Source organism: Veillonella parvula, assembly GCF_042850485.1.
GTDB classification, from domain to species: Bacteria; Bacillota; Negativicutes; order Veillonellales; family Veillonellaceae; genus Veillonella; species Veillonella parvula_Q.
Map to the genome: position 1 here is coordinate 1,365,773 of NZ_AP031417.1, position 17,745 is coordinate 1,383,517.

The window sequence follows — 17,745 nt, forward strand, 5'->3', positions numbered from 1 at the left end:
AATTATAATTAGTAATTAATCTCTAAAGGCGTATAGCGGCCTTTTTCGTTTTCTACCATAATTGCTTTACGATGAATTTCGTAGCTAGTTGTAATAGGCCAATTATACTGATCCTTCCCTAGATTCCATACTTCGCTAGGTTTAATCGTGCCTTGCGGATAAATGCCGATGCCCATTGTAAGGGTCACCATACCCTCTTTAACAGAGGCTACGATCGGTTCTTTTACAAACTCTTTTACATCAATGGTACGAGTTTTCTTAGGTGTTACCTTTTCATAAGAAATTTCCATTGCTTCATTAAAAGGTTTGAGTAACGCAGCCCAATCAGCATTTTCATCTGTCACAGGGCCTGTTACCTCATAGATAGCAAAGTTACAGATGGCCATCATCTTTTTCACCTTTTCAGGCATTTCTTTACCATCTAGAACCTCAAGACCAGAAGGCGCTACACGGTTTAAACGGTCCATAATGGACTCTAAACTGTCCTCTTCAAGCACATCCATATCGATATATTCAGCCGCTGCGGTTACGCCTAAGGCGAGTGCAGAGGAGAAGCTAATTTTCATGTGAGGGTTAAACCCTTCAGAATACGCCATTTTAATTTCTGCTCGACGTATCATCCGCTCTACAGCTTGAGCATAATCAAGGTGTGACAGGAATCGTAATTCTTCGCCCTTATTTAAGGCCAAACGTAACTTTTTCAACTCTGCCACCCTCCTTATAGTCAATAATAGCTGTATTGAGCTCTGGACATACATTACAGCCCTTACATGGAGCTCGACGACAATCGCCTGTAAGATTAGCTGCTACCGCTTGCTCCCACTCGCGTTTTAAGAAAGCTTTACTTACAGTGCAATCTAAATGATCCCAAGGCAAAGGCTCATCAAAATCACGGGTGCGACGTGCATAGTATGCAGGATCCAATCCGCAGTCAGCAAATGCTTTCAACCAAGTTTCATAGTTAAAGAACTCGGTCCAACCATCGAATTTACAACCTGCCTTCCAAGCCTCTACGAGAACTTTAGACAATCTGCGGTCCCCACGAGCAAAAGCGGCTTCCATGTAACCAGTATAACCATCATGGTAGTGGTAGGAAATGTTACGATTATTGATAAGAGACTTCAAGTAACGTTGTTTGCGATGAATTTCCTCCACATCTTGTTGACCATACCATTGATATGGAGAATGTGTTTTTGGTACGAAAAAGGATACGCTCACCGTTACAGAGCCATTACGTTTGCCTGTAATATCACGGTGCAAGTCAAGCACCTTGTACGCAAGATCTGCAATACCAGCCAAATCTTCGTCTGTTTCTGTAGGAAGCCCCATCATAAAATACAATTTAACCGTGTTCCATCCTGATTTGAAGGCATTAGTACATGCGGCCAACAAATCTTCTTCACTAACGCCCTTATTGATAACGTCACGCATCCGTTGCGTACCTGCTTCAGGAGCAAAGGTAAGACCACTCTTGCGCACTTGCTGTACCTTTTTCGCAATATCGATAGAGAAGCTATCAATACGCAATGACGGTAAGCTAACGCTAACTTGTTTATCTTTAAACTCTTCCATGAGCATATCTACGAGTTCAGGCAATTTAGAATAGTCCGCAGAGCTCAAACTCATCAAGGATATTTCATTGTACCCCGTATTGGCAATTGTATCTTTAGCAATCTGTAACAAACGTTCTGGCGTCTTTTCACGAACCGGACGATAGAGCATACCGGCCTGACAGAAACGACAACCACGCGTACAGCCACGGAATAACTCCAATACAGCACGGTCATGCACTATATCAAGGAACGGTACAACAGGCTTTGTTGGATAGAATACATTCTCTACATCCTCTATAATACGTTTCTCAACGGTTGCAGGTACGTCTTCGAAACGCGGCGTAATCGATTTAAAATCGCCTTGTTCGGTGTATTCTACATCGTATAAAGCCGGGCAATATGTGCCAGGAATTTGGGCTACTTTACGCAAAAAGCCTTCTTTGCCACCTGGGAAGCCTTTGGCTTTTTCTGCTTTAAATAAGTCGATGAATTCATCGCCCCACTCTTCGGATTCACCGAGGGATACGATATCAAAGAAATCAGCAATAGGCTCTACATTATACGCACAAGGGCCACCGCATACAAGCAGTGGAAAATCTAAATCACGCTCCTTAGCATACATAGGAATGCCTGCTAAATCGAGCATATTTAAAATGTTAGTAAAACTCATTTCATATTGAAGCGTAAATGCTAACACATCAAAGTCTTTAATAGGCGTACGTGTTTCTAAGGAAAATAATGGAATATTACGCTTGCGCATTTCCTCTTCCATATCGTGCCACGGTGCAAATACGCGCTCGGCTACCGCATCTTCACGACGGTTTACGAGACCATACAAAATCTTGATGCCCAAATGACTCATGGCCACTTCGTACACATCGGGAAAACCTAAAGCCATAGTTACATCAACAGTACTGTGATCTTTCACGATACTATTGTATTCGCCGCCCGTGTAACGAGCGGGCTTTTGGACATGTTGTAACCATGACGTATCTAATTGAATCATACATCCTCCGTCTTTAATGAAAGACTTCTTTCACAATCAATCCTATGAAAGGATATTAAAATATATATTTTGTCCGCTGTCTAGCAATATTTAATAAAATGCCAATGCTCAGCATATTAGTTGTTAGCGCACTAACACCATAGCTAAGGAATGGCAACGGAATCCCCGTTACAGGCATGATACCAATCGTCATGCCTACGTTTACGAGCACTTCAAAGGCAAACATCGTACCAATACCCGTTGCTAATAACATACCGAAATTATCATTGCAGGTATATGCTACTTGAATGCTGCGATAAATAAGCATAAACAATAATAGCAATACTACAATGCATCCTACAAAGCCAAATTCTTCGCCGATTACAGAAAAGATAAAGTCCGTATGATTTTCTGGTAAAAAGTTCAACTGACTTTGAGTACCATTAAAGATACCTTTACCAAAAATCATACCCGACCCGATGGCAATCTTAGATTGAATAATATGATAGCCAGAACCGAAGGGATCGATATCTGGATTTAAAAATACTAGAATACGTTGCTTTTGGTATTCTTTCAGTACAAACCAGCCCAAAGGCATCAAGAGTAAAGCCACACTCGCAATAATTTTTATAAGCTTAGTTTTGATACCAGATATAAAGAGCATCCCTACAAATATAGCAATATATACGAGGGATGTCCCCAAGTCAGGTTGTAAGAATACGAGAAGGATAGGAATCCCTACATATAACACTGGCATCAATAGGGATTTAAAAGTATCTAACTTGCCAATGCGCGGTTCTAACATTTTAGCCATACAGATAATCATCAATAGTTTAGAAAACTCTGAAGGCTGAATAGTAATTGGCCCCAGTTGAATCCAACGCTGTGCACCTAGTGCGGAGGTACCAACTACCATAACTGCAATTAACATAAGCATGGTAATCACATAAATCATATTCCCCCACCCTTTAAGGCGATGGTAATCTAGAAATTGCATGCCTATAACGACAGCTATATTTGCTAAAAAGAATACGAGTTGTTTTACCACTAAACTACCAAAACCGATAGCCTCATGATTCACATGGGTAGCACTACCAATAGCTGTAAGACCAATTCCGACAAGTAATATAGTACATATGATGATAGTCCAATCGCTATCTGTCCATATTTTACGCCACATCATATCACCTATTTCAACTTGCTACGGCGCCACAAGCTTTGTTTCCCTTGCACCAATAAGCGTTGCGTGGTCCAACCGCCACGATTAATGTAATGAACATTGTTAGAATCCTCAAAAATAGACTCACCTACTGTTGCAAGACTTGGTGTACTATCTTGCTCCTTCGATGTTTTTTTCTTAGTTACATAAGCATCGAAGTGCTTTTGTACATCGTAGTCTTCCCAACACTCACCGGTAGTTACATAATCAACAAGAGGTGCTAACATAGCTTTTAGTTCGCTAGAAACAAATTCTAACAAACGACCATCTTGTGTATAGGTCAAAATATCCTCATCATAAGGGATTATAGCCCCTACATATTCAGCGCGAAGGACTTCTAACATATCATATAAATTGATATTCTCTCCATCGATAGGTACTGCATTAAAAGCAATAGCATAATCACGAATATTATGTTCTTGACATACTTGAATCATGCGCGCCCCATTACGTAAGGACACCCATAAAGGATGCGTCACCACGATGCAGCGATTTACTAATTCTAAAATAGACTCTATGCCCTTACCGATACCAGCAGGAGCATCAATTAAAATATAGTCATATGTCTCAGAGAGGCGACGAACTAATTTTTTATATTTTTTACGACCTATATCTTCCCAACGAGCACTTTGGCTAGCTGGTAGAAAATCTAAGTTTTCAGCAATTGATACGATGGCATCATCCATATAGTCTTTATCTTCGCTCGCATCTAATGCGTCGTAAATAATTTCATTTGCCACTCCTAACACAAGGTCTAAATCGCGCAATCCAAAATCTCCATCACAGAGCAATACGTGATGCCCTGCATTGCTTAAGGCTGAACCCAAGCAAGCGGTAATCGTAGTCTTACCTACGCCCCCCTTACCGGATACAACGCCGATTATCTCGCCCATACTAATCCTTTCTTGGTTGTCCACTAGTTACCGCATTCTGAGGTTTTTGCCCTTTATTAATACTTGTCCCCGTAGCAGTTTCCTTATTGCTCTTACTATTTGTATCATTAGATTTCTTATTCACTGGTACATTGAAGTACGCAGCCAATATATCTCGTACGATAGGCCCTGCAGAGCCCGCACCAAAGCTACCTTGCTCAACAAGTGCAACCACTACAATTTGTGGCTTATCATATGGTGCATAGGCTACAAACCAGCCGTGATCTCTGCCATGTGCATTCTCTGAAGTACCTGTTTTACCAGCTACATCAATAGGGAATCCTTTAAACAACTCCCCTGCTGTACCACCTTCATTAGTAACATCACGCAAGCCTTCGCGAACAAGATCCATAATATTTTTTGGTACAGGTAAGATACCGAGCTTGTCTGGGCCAAAGATTTCTTTTGGCGTGCCATCCTTATTATCAATACGGCTCACTACATATGGGCGGTATTTAATGCCACCATTTGCTACTTCACTGAGCATAACAGCCATTTGTAATGGTGTCACCAAAGTAAAAGACTGACCTATGGCCGCATCAAAGGTTTCACCTAAATACCAATCTTCATCATACACTTTGCGTTTATAAGCAGGACTTGCCATATTACCAGAGGCCTCACCAACAAGATTGATGCCTGTCTTTTCGCCAATACCAAAGTAGCCAGCATATTTTACAAGTCCTTCTATGCCAACGCGATTGCCCATTTCATAGAAGTAAACATTATCTGATTTTGCAAGAGCTTTATTAAAGTTAAGCCACCCTAATGCTTCACCTTCTGCATTTCGTTTATCGATAAGCCAATGTTTACCACTATCAAAAATCATTTCTTCAGGGGTAACCTTTTTCAGGTCTAAAGCCGCCGTACCTGTAATAATCTTGAACGGAGAACCTGGTGGATATTCACCAGAAATAACCTTATTATCAAATGGATGATTCTTATCGTTATTCAATTGATTCCACTGTGCCGTTGTAATCCCTTTCGCAAACCAGTTAGGATTAAACTCAGGGGCGCTGACCATGGCCAAAATGGCACCCGTATTTGGATCCATTGCTACTACAGCAGCTCCTTGAGCTGGAATGCCTTGGGCACGCAACTGTTCTAATTGGTTCTTAACAGCTTCTTCAGCAGCCTTTTGTAGATTTGCATCTATTGTCAAATGGATATTAGATCCAGGCACTGTATGCTTTCTATCTACCTCCGCAACCGGTCGGCCTGTAGCATCAACCTCTACCTGTTTACCACCATCAGTACCACGCAAGATGGAATCATATAGTTTTTCAAGACCAGAACGGCCTAAAATAGTACCACCACTAATAAGGGTATTTGGATCTTGCTGTTTTAGCTCTTCTAATTCTTCTTCGCTCACTTCACCCACATAACCAAAGAGCTGAGAAGCCATCGTTTCATATGGATAATAGCGAAGTGGTTCTACATCTATGGTAACACCTGGTAATTCATGACGATGCTCTTCGATGCTTGTAACTACATCCATAGAAATATCATTAGCAATACGAATTGGCTCATAACCATATTTATGATCATTTACCTTTTTTGTAATATCTTCTGGTTTAATTTTCAGCAAAGTTGCCAACTTAGCAACTTCACCTTCGTCTAGAGCCTTCCCCGTAGGCAAAATGGAGATAGTGTATGCCGGTCTAGAACCTACTAAGATCTGACCATTTCGATCGTACATAATACCACGAGCAGCTGTCATGGATACCATGCGCAAACGGTTGCCTTCTGCCTTAGCTTGGTAATAACCACCAGACAAGATTTGCAACGACATCAGGCGTAATGCCAAGACTATAAATATGCCGGCTACAATGTAAAAGAGTACATCAAAGCGATTCGTTTTTCTTCGTTTATAGAGGCCTTCAAGCACTCTTTCACCCCCTTAATCCTTACCAAATATAACCTTGTTGTTCATCATCTTTACGCCATAACAAACCATGCACAATAGCGCCTAACAAGCCATTCCAGAACATCACGGGTAATACCATATGCCACAAGTATAGTCCAAAGTGCAAATCGCCACCACTAGCTAATATCATAAAGCTACGAATAACGCCATCTAGTAGCGTACAAATAGCTACTATACCGCTAGACCAATACCAGCGTTCTTCATAGATACGATGCTTTACGGCAGATAGTAGGTATACCACAATTACGTAAGGGAATAGATGGAGCCCAAAAAAGTTAGATATCAATACATCATGTACGATACCCCCAACAACAGCGGATATCAGCCCCATACGACGACCTTTAAATAAAGTAATCATAACAATTATCGTCAAAATTAAGTTTGGTAACCAATTTGTATGAAAAATAGTAGGCAATAATTGCGCTTGTATAAAATATATTAAAAATCCAGAGAGAACTAAAGCTAGACGCATCATTGTTTAACGGCCCCCTTTGCACCCTCTACTTGATCTCGTTGTGTTTGAGGCACAAGTTTAGGTTCAAGTTCTGGTTTTTGTGGTGCACTTAGAGAAGACGAGGTAAGCACAAAAACTTCTTCTAAACGATGAAAATCTACACTCGGTGTGACTACCGCATTTTTAACAAATCCTTCCGAATCATTTTCGATAGATTGCACGTTGCCAACAGGTAGACCTTTCGGATAAATGCCTCCATATCCAGAGGTAATCAACTTATCACCTACCAATACATCACCATCGCGAGCAATATTTACCATAGATGGTGTACGAGGTGTATTGCCATTACCTTTTACAACGCCAGACAAACGAGATTCAGGTCGTTGTACAAGGATACCTATTGCGCTACGCGGATCAAGAATGGTTTGAACGCGAGCAGAATGCGGATATACATCTGTAATAAAACCAACGACACCACTAGGTACAACAACAGCCATATTAACTGCCATACCTTCTTCACTCCCTTTATCAATGGTGAAAGTATTTGTCCAAGTACCGTAATCCTTTGTAATGATACCTGCTAGGGTCATGGAGAATTCTGGATGGCTACTCTTATAGTTTAAAAGCTGACGAAGGCGAATATTCTCTGCTACTACTTCATCGTAGTTAACTACCTTTTGTTCCAATGTAGCTTTACGAGATGCTTCCTCTTCACGTTCGATAGTAGAGAAAATAGCATTATTAAGTACTGTAAAGCTAGTTTGGACGCCCTCTAATAAACGAGCTGACCCATAAGAGAAAGGCGTTGTAATTCCTTCAAGGGTAACCGTAACAAAGGGAATACTAGTCCGTTGCTTCCACGCAAAGCCGAGCAATGCCATTAGGATACAACCAATGACAACGATGATAATTAACTTTTTATCTGACTGTATCATGCTAGTCTCGGCCCTTTCTATTCTTAGAATTTACAATAAAACGCGATAAGCTCACCAAATCAGATGAGGCCCCATTAAGGCCTACCACAACTTTTGTTTCAGGTGCTTCAGGAACGTGAACAGGTACACCTACTTCAGTACCAATCCGATCCGCTAAGCCAGATAGTCTTGCCGTACCGCCAGTAAGCCATATGCCATGTTGCATAATATCAGCCACGATTTCTGGTGCCGTAGCACGAATCATTTGCTTAACCTCATCCAAGAGTCCTATCAAACATTCATTTACAACTTGGTACACTTCAGATTGATGAATCACACAACGTCTACCTAAGCCGTTCATCATATCGCGCCCCTGAAAGGCATACTCTGCATCCTCTAAAGGAGCGATAGCTGTACCTAATGTATGCTTAATATCTAATATGGTCTCATCAGATACGATAACGCCAAAACACTCACGCACATAGCGCAATAAGGCATTATTAATATCAGAACCACCAAAACGAATTGTTTTGCTATCTACGATACCACCTAAAGAAACAATCCCCATATCAATAGTGCCACCACCGATGTCAATAACCATAGATCCTTGCGCTTCAAAGATAGGCACACCACAACCAATAGCAGCTGCCACAGGTCGTTCAATGAGGAATACCTCTCGAGCACCAGCTTGAATAACAGCATCCATCATAGCTCGTTGCTCAACATCGGTCATACCACAAGGAACCCCTACGACAACGCGGGCTCGACGCAACGCATTAGACACCTTATTAAGAAAGTAGCTAAGCATAGTATGCATAACACGATAGTCAACGATAAATCCATCCTTTAAAGGCGTTAACGGACGCCACATATCGGGCATGCGCAATACGAGGCGCGCCGCTTCATCACCAACGGCTACTACTTTTTCTTGTTTTGTATCAGTTGCTATAATCGATGGTTCGCTTATAACAGTCCCTCGCGTCCCCCCCATGAGGCGCGTTTGTATGGAACCAATATCTATACTTACATCTTTTCCTAGAGTAGGTAAAATGGAACTCATAGTAATTTCTCCTTCATTACATCATCATTCCATTTTACCATATATAACGCGACTTTTTCCATTGATATCAGTACCTTTCCTTTTGTTAAAAGCACAGATAACGCATAATCCCTGTACTCATAAGTCATACATAAAAATTACATAACTTCATACATATAATCTCATACACAATAAGGAAAAGCACTCATTTATAGGAACTTACCCATGCGTCAAAATTAGGTATAGTTCAAAATGAGTGCTTTTAATAATCTTACTTGGCTTTGTTCAGTTTATTTAGGCTCAGCTCAATTTACCAATTTCGCTGAGGCTCGTAAATTCATTATCCCCTATAACAATATGATCAAGTACAGGAATCCCCATAAATTGACCAGCACTAACAAACATTTTCGTTAGCCGTATATCTTCATCACTTGGTCTACTATCACCTGACGGGTGGTTATGGATTAGAATAATAGCCGCCGCATTGCATGCTATAGCTTTTTTAAATACTGCTCTTTGCTCTACAAGGCTTGATACCAATCCACCATTAGAGATATGCTCCAACTGAATAAGCTTATTTCGAGATGTTAGCATGGCAGCCCACACATGTTCCACATCTTCGTGCCGCAGTCGTTCCATCACATATTGAGCTATTACAAAAGGTTGCGAAAAATCTTCATAAGTCTCTTTAATCTTAAGCTCCCCTAGACGCCTACCCATTTCAAGTGCTGCACATAGCGTCACTGCTTTATCTCTACCAATACCCTTGATTTTGGTTAGATTATCTACGGTCATTCGGTTAAGACCATATACGCCATCATCAAAGGATTGTACGATATCACTTGCCAAAGAAATCGCAGATTGCCCCTTTACCCCTGTACGCAATAAAATAGCCAACAACTCCTCCATCGCCATATGTGAAGGGCCTAAGGCGAGAAATTTTTCTCGCGGGCGCTGGAATGGTAGCATATCTTTTACACTTACTGTTGGTACTTCCATAGAATCTCTCCATTCAAATAGATAACACCATTTGTAAATCAAACAATAAACACATCTACTCTCTTAAAAATTATTCAGCACAGCACAGCACAGCACAGCACAGCACAGCACAGCACAGCACAGCACAGCACAGCACAGCCAATTATATCACTATCTGTCTAATACGCTAGTACTATTTTGCCCCTAACGCCTTGCACAGTTCCTCGTATACATGTTCAACTGGTAACCCTACCACATTAGTATAAGAGCCCTCTATTTTATCTACCCATAATGCACCTTTTCCTTGGATGCCATAAGCTCCAGCCTTATCCATCGGTTCCCCACTAGCAATATAAGACCCAATTTCAAAGGGTGCTAATTGTTTAAAATATACTTTTGTTTCATTGTGAAAAACTATCTCCTCCCCTTTGATGAGTAACGCGACTCCAGTGATTACAGAATGTGCTCTACCCGATAAATGCTCCAACATATGGCGTGCATCGGATTCATCATGTGGCTTTCCTAATACTTTATTATCAAGGACAACAATAGTATCTGCGCCTAACACAATACTTCCGTCTGGAACACCTACAGCACAACGAGCCTTACCTAATGCTTGGGCTTTCACCATTTCAATAGGGTTGTCGTAACCCTCATTAGATTCCTCATAAGTACTGGATACAACAGTATGATCAATCCCAACCTGTGTTAATAATTCAGTTCTACGTGGTGATTGACTCGCCAAATATAATCCAGCCATATACGCTCCTTCGTATTAAAAAACTTGTACATAAAATTCTTGGTATAACTAAACTATCCTGCCTATCCCCCAGAACTTACCATCCCTTACATAGTTGTTCCTTTATCTTCTTTTGAAGAAATTAATCTTTCATAATATTCTTGTACATCTTCCCCATGTTTTACCGCATCAGCTCGCACCGCTGCATAAAATATAATATCCGCTTGAGGCACACGAATACGGCCAGGCACATGCTCTTCTAATATTTCAAAGAATCTATCGTCGGCTTTCAACAGCAAACGACCATTTTTAACTTTATTTCCATCTACAATAGAATACACAAGAGACCAAATCGGGCGCGGGTCAGAGGTAGAACATTTTCTATATTTATAGCGGTATTTAATATTTGTCAACAACTCACGTTCAAACTTGAACACCCCATCAATCATGTTATAATCTACTTCAAAATGACGATTTCTAAAGATAGAGTTCTCTTCAATCACAAGCTTTGTATCTGTCAAAATATATGTATATCTACTAACAGCCTGTTTAACCATAACAATGATGGCCATGATTTCAATAAAATACTCAGCTAATAAAACCGTATGTAATTGAATACTGCGATACGTTGTATAAGCTGCTGCACACAACAATAAAATCACAAAAAATACTACCAATAACTCTGCACTTCTGGTGCGCTGAGATTTTTCTTCATATAATACTGTCATGCTTTACCCCTTTTAAAGAAATCACTAATTAATAACTATACATCCTATTATAAGATATTCTATGCATAAAAACTACAAAAACCCCGTCTATATCCAAGATATAGACGGGGTTTTATGACTCTATTAGTCACTCAGTTCAGATGCGAACTATATTATTTTTTCAACGCTGCTGTAATACGTTGAGTATCACGAGCAATCATGATTTCTTCGTTTGTAGGAATTACGAAGATTTTAACCTTAGAGCCTTCAACACTAATTTCTTGTTCTTTACCACGAACATTATTGCGTTCAGAATCAATACGAGTACCTAAATATTCCAAACCGTTACAGATTGCATCACGGTTACCAATACCGTTTTCACCAATACCAGCAGTAAAGATGATAGCATCTACACCGCCCATAACAGCAGCAAAGGCACCTATTACACGGCGAACTTTGTAATGGAACATATTCAATGCCAATTGTGCGCGTTTATTGCCATTAGCAGCAGCTTCTTCAATCACACGGAAGTCATTGGATACACCAGAAATCCCTAAAACACCGGATTCTTTATTCATAACTCTATCAATTTCTTCATAGGTCATACCTGTTTTTTCCATCAAGAATGGAACGATAGCAGGGTCAATATCACCTGTACGAGTACCCATAATCAAGCCGGACAATGGAGTGAAGCCCATTGTAGTATCGATGGAGCGACCACCTTTAATAGCAGCCACAGAGGAACCATTACCCAAGTGGCATGTGATAATACGAAGATCAGTCATATGTTTACCCATTAATTCTGCACAACGTTGCGCTACATATTTATGGGATGTACCATGGAAGCCGTAACGACGAATACCATAATCTTCATAATAAGAGTAAGGAAGCGCATACATATATGCTTCTTTTGGCATAGTTTGATGGAATGCAGTATCAAATACAGCAACTTGAGGTACATTTGGCATAATAGCTTCACAAGCTTCAATACCTTGAATGTTTGGTGGGTTATGCAATGGTGCAAGAGAAGCACATTCTTCCAATGCTTCCATAACTGCTGGAGTAATCAATACGGAATCAGCAAATTTTTCACCGCCGTGTACTACACGGTGACCTACAGCATCGATTTCATCCATGGAAGAAATAACACCAAATTCAGCATCAACTAAAATATCTAGCAAAATGCGAAGCGCTTCTTTATGGTTCAAAATTGGTTCAATGCGTTCTAATTTATCTGCATTAGGACGTTTGTGAGTGAAGATAGCATCTTGATCACCAATCTTTTCAAAAAGACCTTTTGCCAATTCTGTTTCAGTTGTCATATCAAGTAATTGATATTTCAAAGAAGAACTACCGCAGTTAACTACTAATACGTTCATCGATTAACCCTCTTTCTGTTGTGTAACTTGAATCTTGTTTTGAATTTCTTTGCTGATATCAGCACCTACCTGATCCTTTTCAGGATATTGGTAGACTATATTCCACAATACGCCATGATCTAAGAATACGTATTGAGAAATTCTAAATATTTGTCCTTGCGATGTAACAGTAACATCAAGCTTTTTAGCAGATGCACCTTCTAATGCTACGGACTCTTCTTTGATGGTCGCGCCTACTTTAGCAAATTCAGACTTACTGTGATTAATATACTCATCTACCGTAGGTAACGGTTTATTTTCACCAGGCCGTAAAGCCTCAACCTCAATTACCATATGTTCTGTAACAGATCCATAAATATCGATTGGATACCCCTTATCAGACATATTTTTTGTACTTTTACCCATTTCATAAGGCAAAGCAATGGTAATTTCAGATTGACCAGCACGGATAACTTGATGGCCAAAACTATATGTATCCATTACATTTGTAGAGCCACATCCCGCCATTGCTAGCAGCACAGCACCGAGCAGAGCCCCTTGTAATGTACGTTTCCAATTTTGTTTCATCATATACCTCACATCAATTCAGCATTTACAGTTAATTATAGCCTATAGTGTCAAGAAAATCTATACTAAACTTAATATTTGCACATAACATCATTTCTATAACCAGACCTTTTATATGGATATCATGAAATGTTATTTACAGCATTTCTTCGCTTTGTTACACTAACAATAATGAAAGGAGTCACTATGAAAACAATCGGTATCATCTGTGAATATAATCCATTTCACAATGGACATGCGCATCAATTACATACCTTAGCACAAGAGCATCCTGAAGCGCTGCGCATTTGTATCATGAGTGGTTCCTTTGTACAACGAGGAGAACCTGCTATTTTTTCTAAATTTGACCGTGCTCGTTGGGCTATTCTCGGTGGTGCAGACATCGTTATCGAGCTACCTACACTCTATTCTTTGGGTAGTGCACAACTGTTTGGAACAGGTGCTATTCGCATGGTAAAAGCTTTACATATCGATGCACTCTCCTTTGGTTCTGAAACGGCTGATCTAGATACACTCGTTGATATAACTAAACGTATGGATTGTGAAAGTACTCAAACAGTATTACGGACCTATATTAACGAAGGTATGTCCTATGGCTCTGCCTTCCGTAAAGCCCTTAATACAGAGATGCTCAACACCCCTAATGCACTGTTAGGACTTGAATATATTCGGGCAGGACTTACCTATTATCCTTCCTTAAAATATATACCAATCTTACGCACATCAGATCATCACGACGCGAATATTACAAAAGATTTTCCTTCTGGTACAGCATTGCGTAAACTTATAACAAATATGGCTACAGGTAGTAACAATTGTAATAAAAATAGTATCTACACTTCTACAGATATAGATACAACGACCAGTGCAAGTACAAATACAAATACAAATACAAATACAACTTCAAATTCAAATTCAACTGCAACTACATTAACAAAATTAAATACACTAAATAGTAAAATAGAGTTACAACTTCAGTCAATCATTCCTAAGACTATTGCAGACGATATGACTAATATAATTTCTAATGGTGCTTATGTAAACTATAACCGCTACTATGATATGGTCCATACCTTAAGTCGTCGTACATCAACTAAGGAGCTAGAAAGCTTTGGAGAGTTCAGTGAAGGCATTGAACACTTATGGTCCAAAGCGGCCCAACAACCTACGTGGGACCTGGTTATGAAGCAAATAAAATCAAAGCGCTATACCTATGCCCGTTTACAACGAATGGGAGCCTATCTCACCTTAGGAATACAAAAAGATTTACTACAAAGTGCTATACAGGAATCGCCACAATATGCTCGTTTACTGGCCTTCAACGATAGAGGTCGTCAATGGCTTCGAAATGATTTTGAAATACCACTTATTCAAAAATGGGCCAAAGCACCTAATGAATTAAATACGTTGGGACAAACGATGCATCAAATTGATACATTAGCTACAGATATACAAGCCTTATGCTTACATAATGAAGTTAAACGAATGGGTCATATGGACTACACCTATACGCCACAATACATAAAATAAGCAGAACTACAATCTGGTAGAAACATTCTGCACATAAATATAAGAGTCAAATAATTTAATTTTATTAAGTTAATCATCTTATTATATAGTAATACTCAAAAAGAAGAAGGGGTTACAATACAGATTATTCCTGTATTGTAACCCCTTCTTCACCATCCAGATCAGCGACGGCAACGCGTACACTTTCAAGATGTGATGTAGGAATATTTTTACCTACATAGTCCGCTCGTATAGGCAATTCACGATGACCACGATCGACGAGGACGGCCAATTGAATAGATCTTGGTCTGCCAGCCGTCATTAATGCATTTAAAGCAGCACGAATAGTACGGCCCGTATACAAAACATCATCTACAAGGATAATTGTCTTTTCCGTTGTATCAATCGTACACGGTTCCCCCTCTTTAGGACGAGCATCACGATCATCACGATACACTGCAACATTCAAAGACTCACAATCAATATGAATACCTTCTATACGCTCAATTTCCGCTTGTAAACGTTTTGCCAAAATGACACCACGCCGTTCAATACCTACAATTAACGCATTAGATAAACCTTTATTGCGTTCTAAAATTTCATGACTAATACGACGAATCGCACGCATTATAGCGTCTTGATCCATTAATAAGCGTTTCTTTTCCATATATACGCCCTTACAGCATAGGATTGTTCTATGCCCCTATATCCAAATAAGTAGTAAAAATAAGTACTTAAACAATCAATGTAAACATTTAGACTATTTTCGTTTATCTTCACGGTAGGTCTTAGCAAATTCTAAGCACGCCTCAAAATCAGCTGGTACCGGTGCTTCAAAGTGCATTTCTTCACCTGTAATAGGGTGTTTAACATCTAACGATTTAGAATGTAATGCTTGCCCTTCTATAGGAAAATCCATACGTCTATATCCATAAAATGGGTCATTAACAACAGGATGTCCAATATGAGCAAAGTGAATACGAATTTGATGGGTTCTGCCAGTCTCCAAATTACATTCAACCAATGTTTGATGACCATAACGCTCCAATACTTTAAAATGTGTTACTGCATCTTTACTGTTTTCAAAGACAACAGCCATTTTCATACGGTCCTTAGGATGGCGTCCAATAGGCGCCTTTATAGTCCCCTTTTCTTCTACAATATTGCCTTGTACTAGCGCCCAGTACGTACGTCTTGCAGAATGTGCTTTTACTTGTTCTGCTAAACCAATATGCGCTGCATCATTTTTTGCCACCATCATAACGCCAGACGTATCTTTATCTAAGCGATGCACAATACCTGGCCTAATTTCACCATTAATGCCTGATAGGTCCTTACAATGGAATAATAGAGCATTTACAAGGGTTCCAGAATAATTTCCTACTGCAGGGTGCACCACCATGCCACGAGGTTTATTAACAATAACAATATCGTGATCTTCGTATAAATAATCTAAAGGGATATCCTCAGGTTTAACCTCAATCGATTCAGGCTCTGGGATTTCTACATGAATTACAGTATCAGGTGTAAGCCGAAGATTAGCCTTTCCTACTTTATCACCTACTGTAACATGACCACCTTTAATTAAACTTTGAATATAGCTACGAGATCCTTCCATCTGTTCAGTTAAAAATATATCTAGTCTCATGCCTTCTTGCTCAGCACTTACAATATATTCATTCATCCTCTATTCCTCTTTGAGTCAAGTATAAGATATATATTTATTGACGAATTAAGTCAATAATCTATAAAGGGCCCTAATAATGAAAGCTATTCATGGTCCTCTTTCAATGAAAACAAATAAAATACAACAAAAGCTACACCTATACAAATACCAATATCTGCCACATTAAAAATAGGCCATACACGAAAATCAAAAAAGTCCACTACCCCATGAATCATGTATCGGTCAATGCCATTACCAATTGCACCTGCGACTAATAAGGCGGATCCGATTTGCAAAGTCCAATGGCCCTTAGCTAATCGCTTCCAATAAAAAGCACAAACAGCTAATAGAACAAAAGCTACTAGTAAGAAAAACCATCGTTGATTCGCTAACATGCCAAAGGCTGCACCGCGATTAATAATATAGGTAAGATGAAATACATTAGGAATAACAGGTAAAGATTCACCTAACAAAAAATGATTCATTACATAATATTTAGTTAATTGGTCCAATAATAACCAAATGATAAGTACTGTATAAAACAAGATTAACTCCCTTACTATAATATAAGTCTTAATAGTCCTATTATACTAAGTTAAGCAAATTTAGGCAAAATAAAAAGCCCCTCAATGAGGGGCCGTTTAATTTGTGATTACTCAGCGGAAATTACAGATACTGGGCAAACGGATTCGCAAGAACCGCAATCGATGCAAGTATCGTTGATTTCATATTTAGTTTCGCCTTCAGAAATAGCAGAAACTGGGCAAACAGATGCGCAAGAACCACATTTAATGCAACCATCAGCAATAACTCTCATAATTAGGACCTCCATAAAAATATAGATCAGAACTTTTTATTATCATTTAGAAAGGCACTTGCCTCAACTTATGTTCTCATTATCACACAGTTCTTTTTGAAAGTCAAATGAAAATGATAAAAAACTGTATATATTTTTGCATATTACTTTTTCATTTTTATCATACAAAGCCTATGTTTATAGGTATTTTGATATTACTTTTCATTTAATTAATTGAATATGATATTCAACAAATGAGAATGTTGTAATTATCAATTTTATAAAATCCTAATCATTATAATAGGAATTTAATTATCAATATTTATTATCATAAAAACTATTTTTTTATTACAACAGATTTAACGCTTATCTATATTTTAATCT

At 39.2% G+C, this 17,745-nt stretch carries 18 protein-coding genes; 1 reads left to right on the forward strand and 17 read right to left on the reverse strand.

Annotated features, from left to right (window positions below; translation table 11 throughout):
• Positions 1-8: 8 nt before the first annotated feature.
• The 13 genes from ACGHIY_RS06135 to ACGHIY_RS06195 form a co-directional block, all read right to left on the reverse strand.
• A complete protein-coding gene (locus ACGHIY_RS06135; RefSeq protein WP_316138547.1) occupies positions 9-704 on the reverse strand; it encodes a TIGR03936 family radical SAM-associated protein in 696 nt (231 codons plus the stop codon).
• Complete coding sequence (locus tag ACGHIY_RS06140) at positions 676-2,559, reverse strand: TIGR03960 family B12-binding radical SAM protein (RefSeq protein WP_390525369.1); 1,884 nt, start codon at positions 2,557-2,559, stop codon at positions 676-678. The genes ACGHIY_RS06135 and ACGHIY_RS06140 overlap by 29 nt, the downstream gene beginning before the upstream one ends.
• A 55-nt stretch (positions 2,560-2,614) precedes the next feature.
• On the reverse strand, positions 2,615-3,718 hold the full coding sequence (gene rodA, locus ACGHIY_RS06145; protein WP_083791376.1) for a rod shape-determining protein RodA: 1,104 nt from the start codon (positions 3,716-3,718) through the stop codon (positions 2,615-2,617).
• A gap of 8 nt (positions 3,719-3,726) precedes the next feature.
• Positions 3,727-4,650, reverse strand: coding sequence for a P-loop NTPase (locus ACGHIY_RS06150; RefSeq protein WP_105086663.1), 924 nt, complete (start codon positions 4,648-4,650; stop codon positions 3,727-3,729).
• Between the two features lies 1 nt (position 4,651).
• The gene (gene mrdA / locus ACGHIY_RS06155; protein ID WP_008714278.1) at positions 4,652-6,574 is read right to left on the reverse strand and encodes a penicillin-binding protein 2; all 1,923 of its coding nucleotides are present in this window, start codon (positions 6,572-6,574) and stop codon (positions 4,652-4,654) included.
• A gap of 19 nt (positions 6,575-6,593) precedes the next feature.
• Positions 6,594-7,088: a rod shape-determining protein MreD gene (gene mreD, locus ACGHIY_RS06160; protein WP_008714280.1), complete on the reverse strand. Its 495-nt coding sequence runs from the start codon at positions 7,086-7,088 to the stop codon at positions 6,594-6,596.
• On the reverse strand, positions 7,085-8,002 hold the full coding sequence (mreC, locus tag ACGHIY_RS06165) for a rod shape-determining protein MreC (RefSeq protein ID WP_004698531.1): 918 nt from the start codon (positions 8,000-8,002) through the stop codon (positions 7,085-7,087). The genes mreD and mreC overlap by 4 nt, the downstream gene beginning before the upstream one ends.
• 1 nt (position 8,003) lies before the next feature.
• Complete coding sequence (locus ACGHIY_RS06170; RefSeq protein WP_004698656.1) at positions 8,004-9,041, reverse strand: rod shape-determining protein; 1,038 nt, start codon at positions 9,039-9,041, stop codon at positions 8,004-8,006.
• Between the two features lie 279 nt (positions 9,042-9,320).
• On the reverse strand, positions 9,321-10,019 hold the full coding sequence (radC, locus tag ACGHIY_RS06175) for a DNA repair protein RadC (protein WP_004696456.1): 699 nt from the start codon (positions 10,017-10,019) through the stop codon (positions 9,321-9,323).
• Positions 10,020-10,191: 172 nt separating this feature from the next.
• The gene (locus ACGHIY_RS06180; protein ID WP_390525370.1) at positions 10,192-10,758 is read right to left on the reverse strand and encodes a Maf family protein; all 567 of its coding nucleotides are present in this window, start codon (positions 10,756-10,758) and stop codon (positions 10,192-10,194) included.
• Positions 10,759-10,844: 86 nt separating this feature from the next.
• Positions 10,845-11,465, reverse strand: coding sequence for a hypothetical protein (locus ACGHIY_RS06185; protein WP_390525371.1), 621 nt, complete (start codon positions 11,463-11,465; stop codon positions 10,845-10,847).
• Between the two features lie 152 nt (positions 11,466-11,617).
• Positions 11,618-12,823: an acetate/propionate family kinase gene (locus ACGHIY_RS06190; RefSeq protein ID WP_004698711.1), complete on the reverse strand. Its 1,206-nt coding sequence runs from the start codon at positions 12,821-12,823 to the stop codon at positions 11,618-11,620.
• A 3-nt stretch (positions 12,824-12,826) separates the two neighbouring features.
• The gene (locus ACGHIY_RS06195) at positions 12,827-13,390 is read right to left on the reverse strand and encodes a hypothetical protein (RefSeq protein WP_004696462.1); all 564 of its coding nucleotides are present in this window, start codon (positions 13,388-13,390) and stop codon (positions 12,827-12,829) included.
• Between the two features lie 186 nt (positions 13,391-13,576).
• Here ACGHIY_RS06195 and ACGHIY_RS06200 point away from each other — a divergent pair, with 186 nt between their 5' ends.
• On the forward strand, positions 13,577-14,920 hold the full coding sequence (locus ACGHIY_RS06200; RefSeq protein ID WP_118091358.1) for a nucleotidyltransferase family protein: 1,344 nt from the start codon (positions 13,577-13,579) through the stop codon (positions 14,918-14,920).
• A gap of 124 nt (positions 14,921-15,044) precedes the next feature.
• On the opposite strand, the gene pyrR is transcribed toward ACGHIY_RS06200, so the two are convergent.
• From pyrR to ACGHIY_RS06220, 4 genes are all read right to left on the reverse strand, one after another.
• Positions 15,045-15,566, reverse strand: a complete 522-nt coding sequence (gene pyrR / locus ACGHIY_RS06205; RefSeq protein WP_004696466.1) for a bifunctional pyr operon transcriptional regulator/uracil phosphoribosyltransferase PyrR — start codon at positions 15,564-15,566, stop codon at positions 15,045-15,047.
• Positions 15,567-15,659: 93 nt separating this feature from the next.
• Entirely contained in the window at positions 15,660-16,583 is a 924-nt protein-coding gene (locus tag ACGHIY_RS06210; RefSeq protein ID WP_390525372.1) for an RluA family pseudouridine synthase, read from the reverse strand.
• Between the two features lie 86 nt (positions 16,584-16,669).
• Positions 16,670-17,110, reverse strand: coding sequence for a signal peptidase II (gene lspA, locus ACGHIY_RS06215; protein ID WP_004696470.1), 441 nt, complete (start codon positions 17,108-17,110; stop codon positions 16,670-16,672).
• Between the two features lie 107 nt (positions 17,111-17,217).
• Positions 17,218-17,382, reverse strand: coding sequence for a DUF362 domain-containing protein (locus ACGHIY_RS06220; protein WP_005386021.1), 165 nt, complete (start codon positions 17,380-17,382; stop codon positions 17,218-17,220).
• Between the last annotated feature and the right edge of the window lie 363 nt (positions 17,383-17,745).

What these genes read in the sequence shown, in the direction of transcription:
- ACGHIY_RS06140 (WP_390525369.1), bottom strand. Translation starts at nt 2,559, where the DNA reads ATGATTCAATTAGATACGTCATGGTTACAACATGTCCAAAAGCCCGCT.
- rodA (WP_083791376.1), bottom strand. Translation starts at nt 3,718, where the DNA reads ATGTGGCGTAAAATATGGACAGATAGCGATTGGACTATCATCATATGT.
- ACGHIY_RS06150 (WP_105086663.1), bottom strand. Translation starts at nt 4,650, where the DNA reads ATGGGCGAGATAATCGGCGTTGTATCCGGTAAGGGGGGCGTAGGTAAG.
- mreD (WP_008714280.1), bottom strand. Translation starts at nt 7,088, where the DNA reads ATGATGCGTCTAGCTTTAGTTCTCTCTGGATTTTTAATATATTTTATA.
- mreC (WP_004698531.1), bottom strand. Translation starts at nt 8,002, where the DNA reads ATGATACAGTCAGATAAAAAGTTAATTATCATCGTTGTCATTGGTTGT.
- ACGHIY_RS06170 (WP_004698656.1), bottom strand. Translation starts at nt 9,041, where the DNA reads ATGAGTTCCATTTTACCTACTCTAGGAAAAGATGTAAGTATAGATATT.
- radC (WP_004696456.1), bottom strand. Translation starts at nt 10,019, where the DNA reads ATGGAAGTACCAACAGTAAGTGTAAAAGATATGCTACCATTCCAGCGC.
- ACGHIY_RS06180 (WP_390525370.1), bottom strand. Translation starts at nt 10,758, where the DNA reads ATGGCTGGATTATATTTGGCGAGTCAATCACCACGTAGAACTGAATTA.
- ACGHIY_RS06185 (WP_390525371.1), bottom strand. Translation starts at nt 11,465, where the DNA reads ATGACAGTATTATATGAAGAAAAATCTCAGCGCACCAGAAGTGCAGAG.
- ACGHIY_RS06190 (WP_004698711.1), bottom strand. Translation starts at nt 12,823, where the DNA reads ATGAACGTATTAGTAGTTAACTGCGGTAGTTCTTCTTTGAAATATCAA.
- ACGHIY_RS06195 (WP_004696462.1), bottom strand. Translation starts at nt 13,390, where the DNA reads ATGAAACAAAATTGGAAACGTACATTACAAGGGGCTCTGCTCGGTGCT.
- ACGHIY_RS06200 (WP_118091358.1), top strand. Translation starts at nt 13,577, where the DNA reads ATGAAAACAATCGGTATCATCTGTGAATATAATCCATTTCACAATGGA.
- pyrR (WP_004696466.1), bottom strand. Translation starts at nt 15,566, where the DNA reads ATGGAAAAGAAACGCTTATTAATGGATCAAGACGCTATAATGCGTGCG.
- ACGHIY_RS06210 (WP_390525372.1), bottom strand. Translation starts at nt 16,583, where the DNA reads ATGAATGAATATATTGTAAGTGCTGAGCAAGAAGGCATGAGACTAGAT.
- ACGHIY_RS06220 (WP_005386021.1), bottom strand. Translation starts at nt 17,382, where the DNA reads ATGAGAGTTATTGCTGATGGTTGCATTAAATGTGGTTCTTGCGCATCT.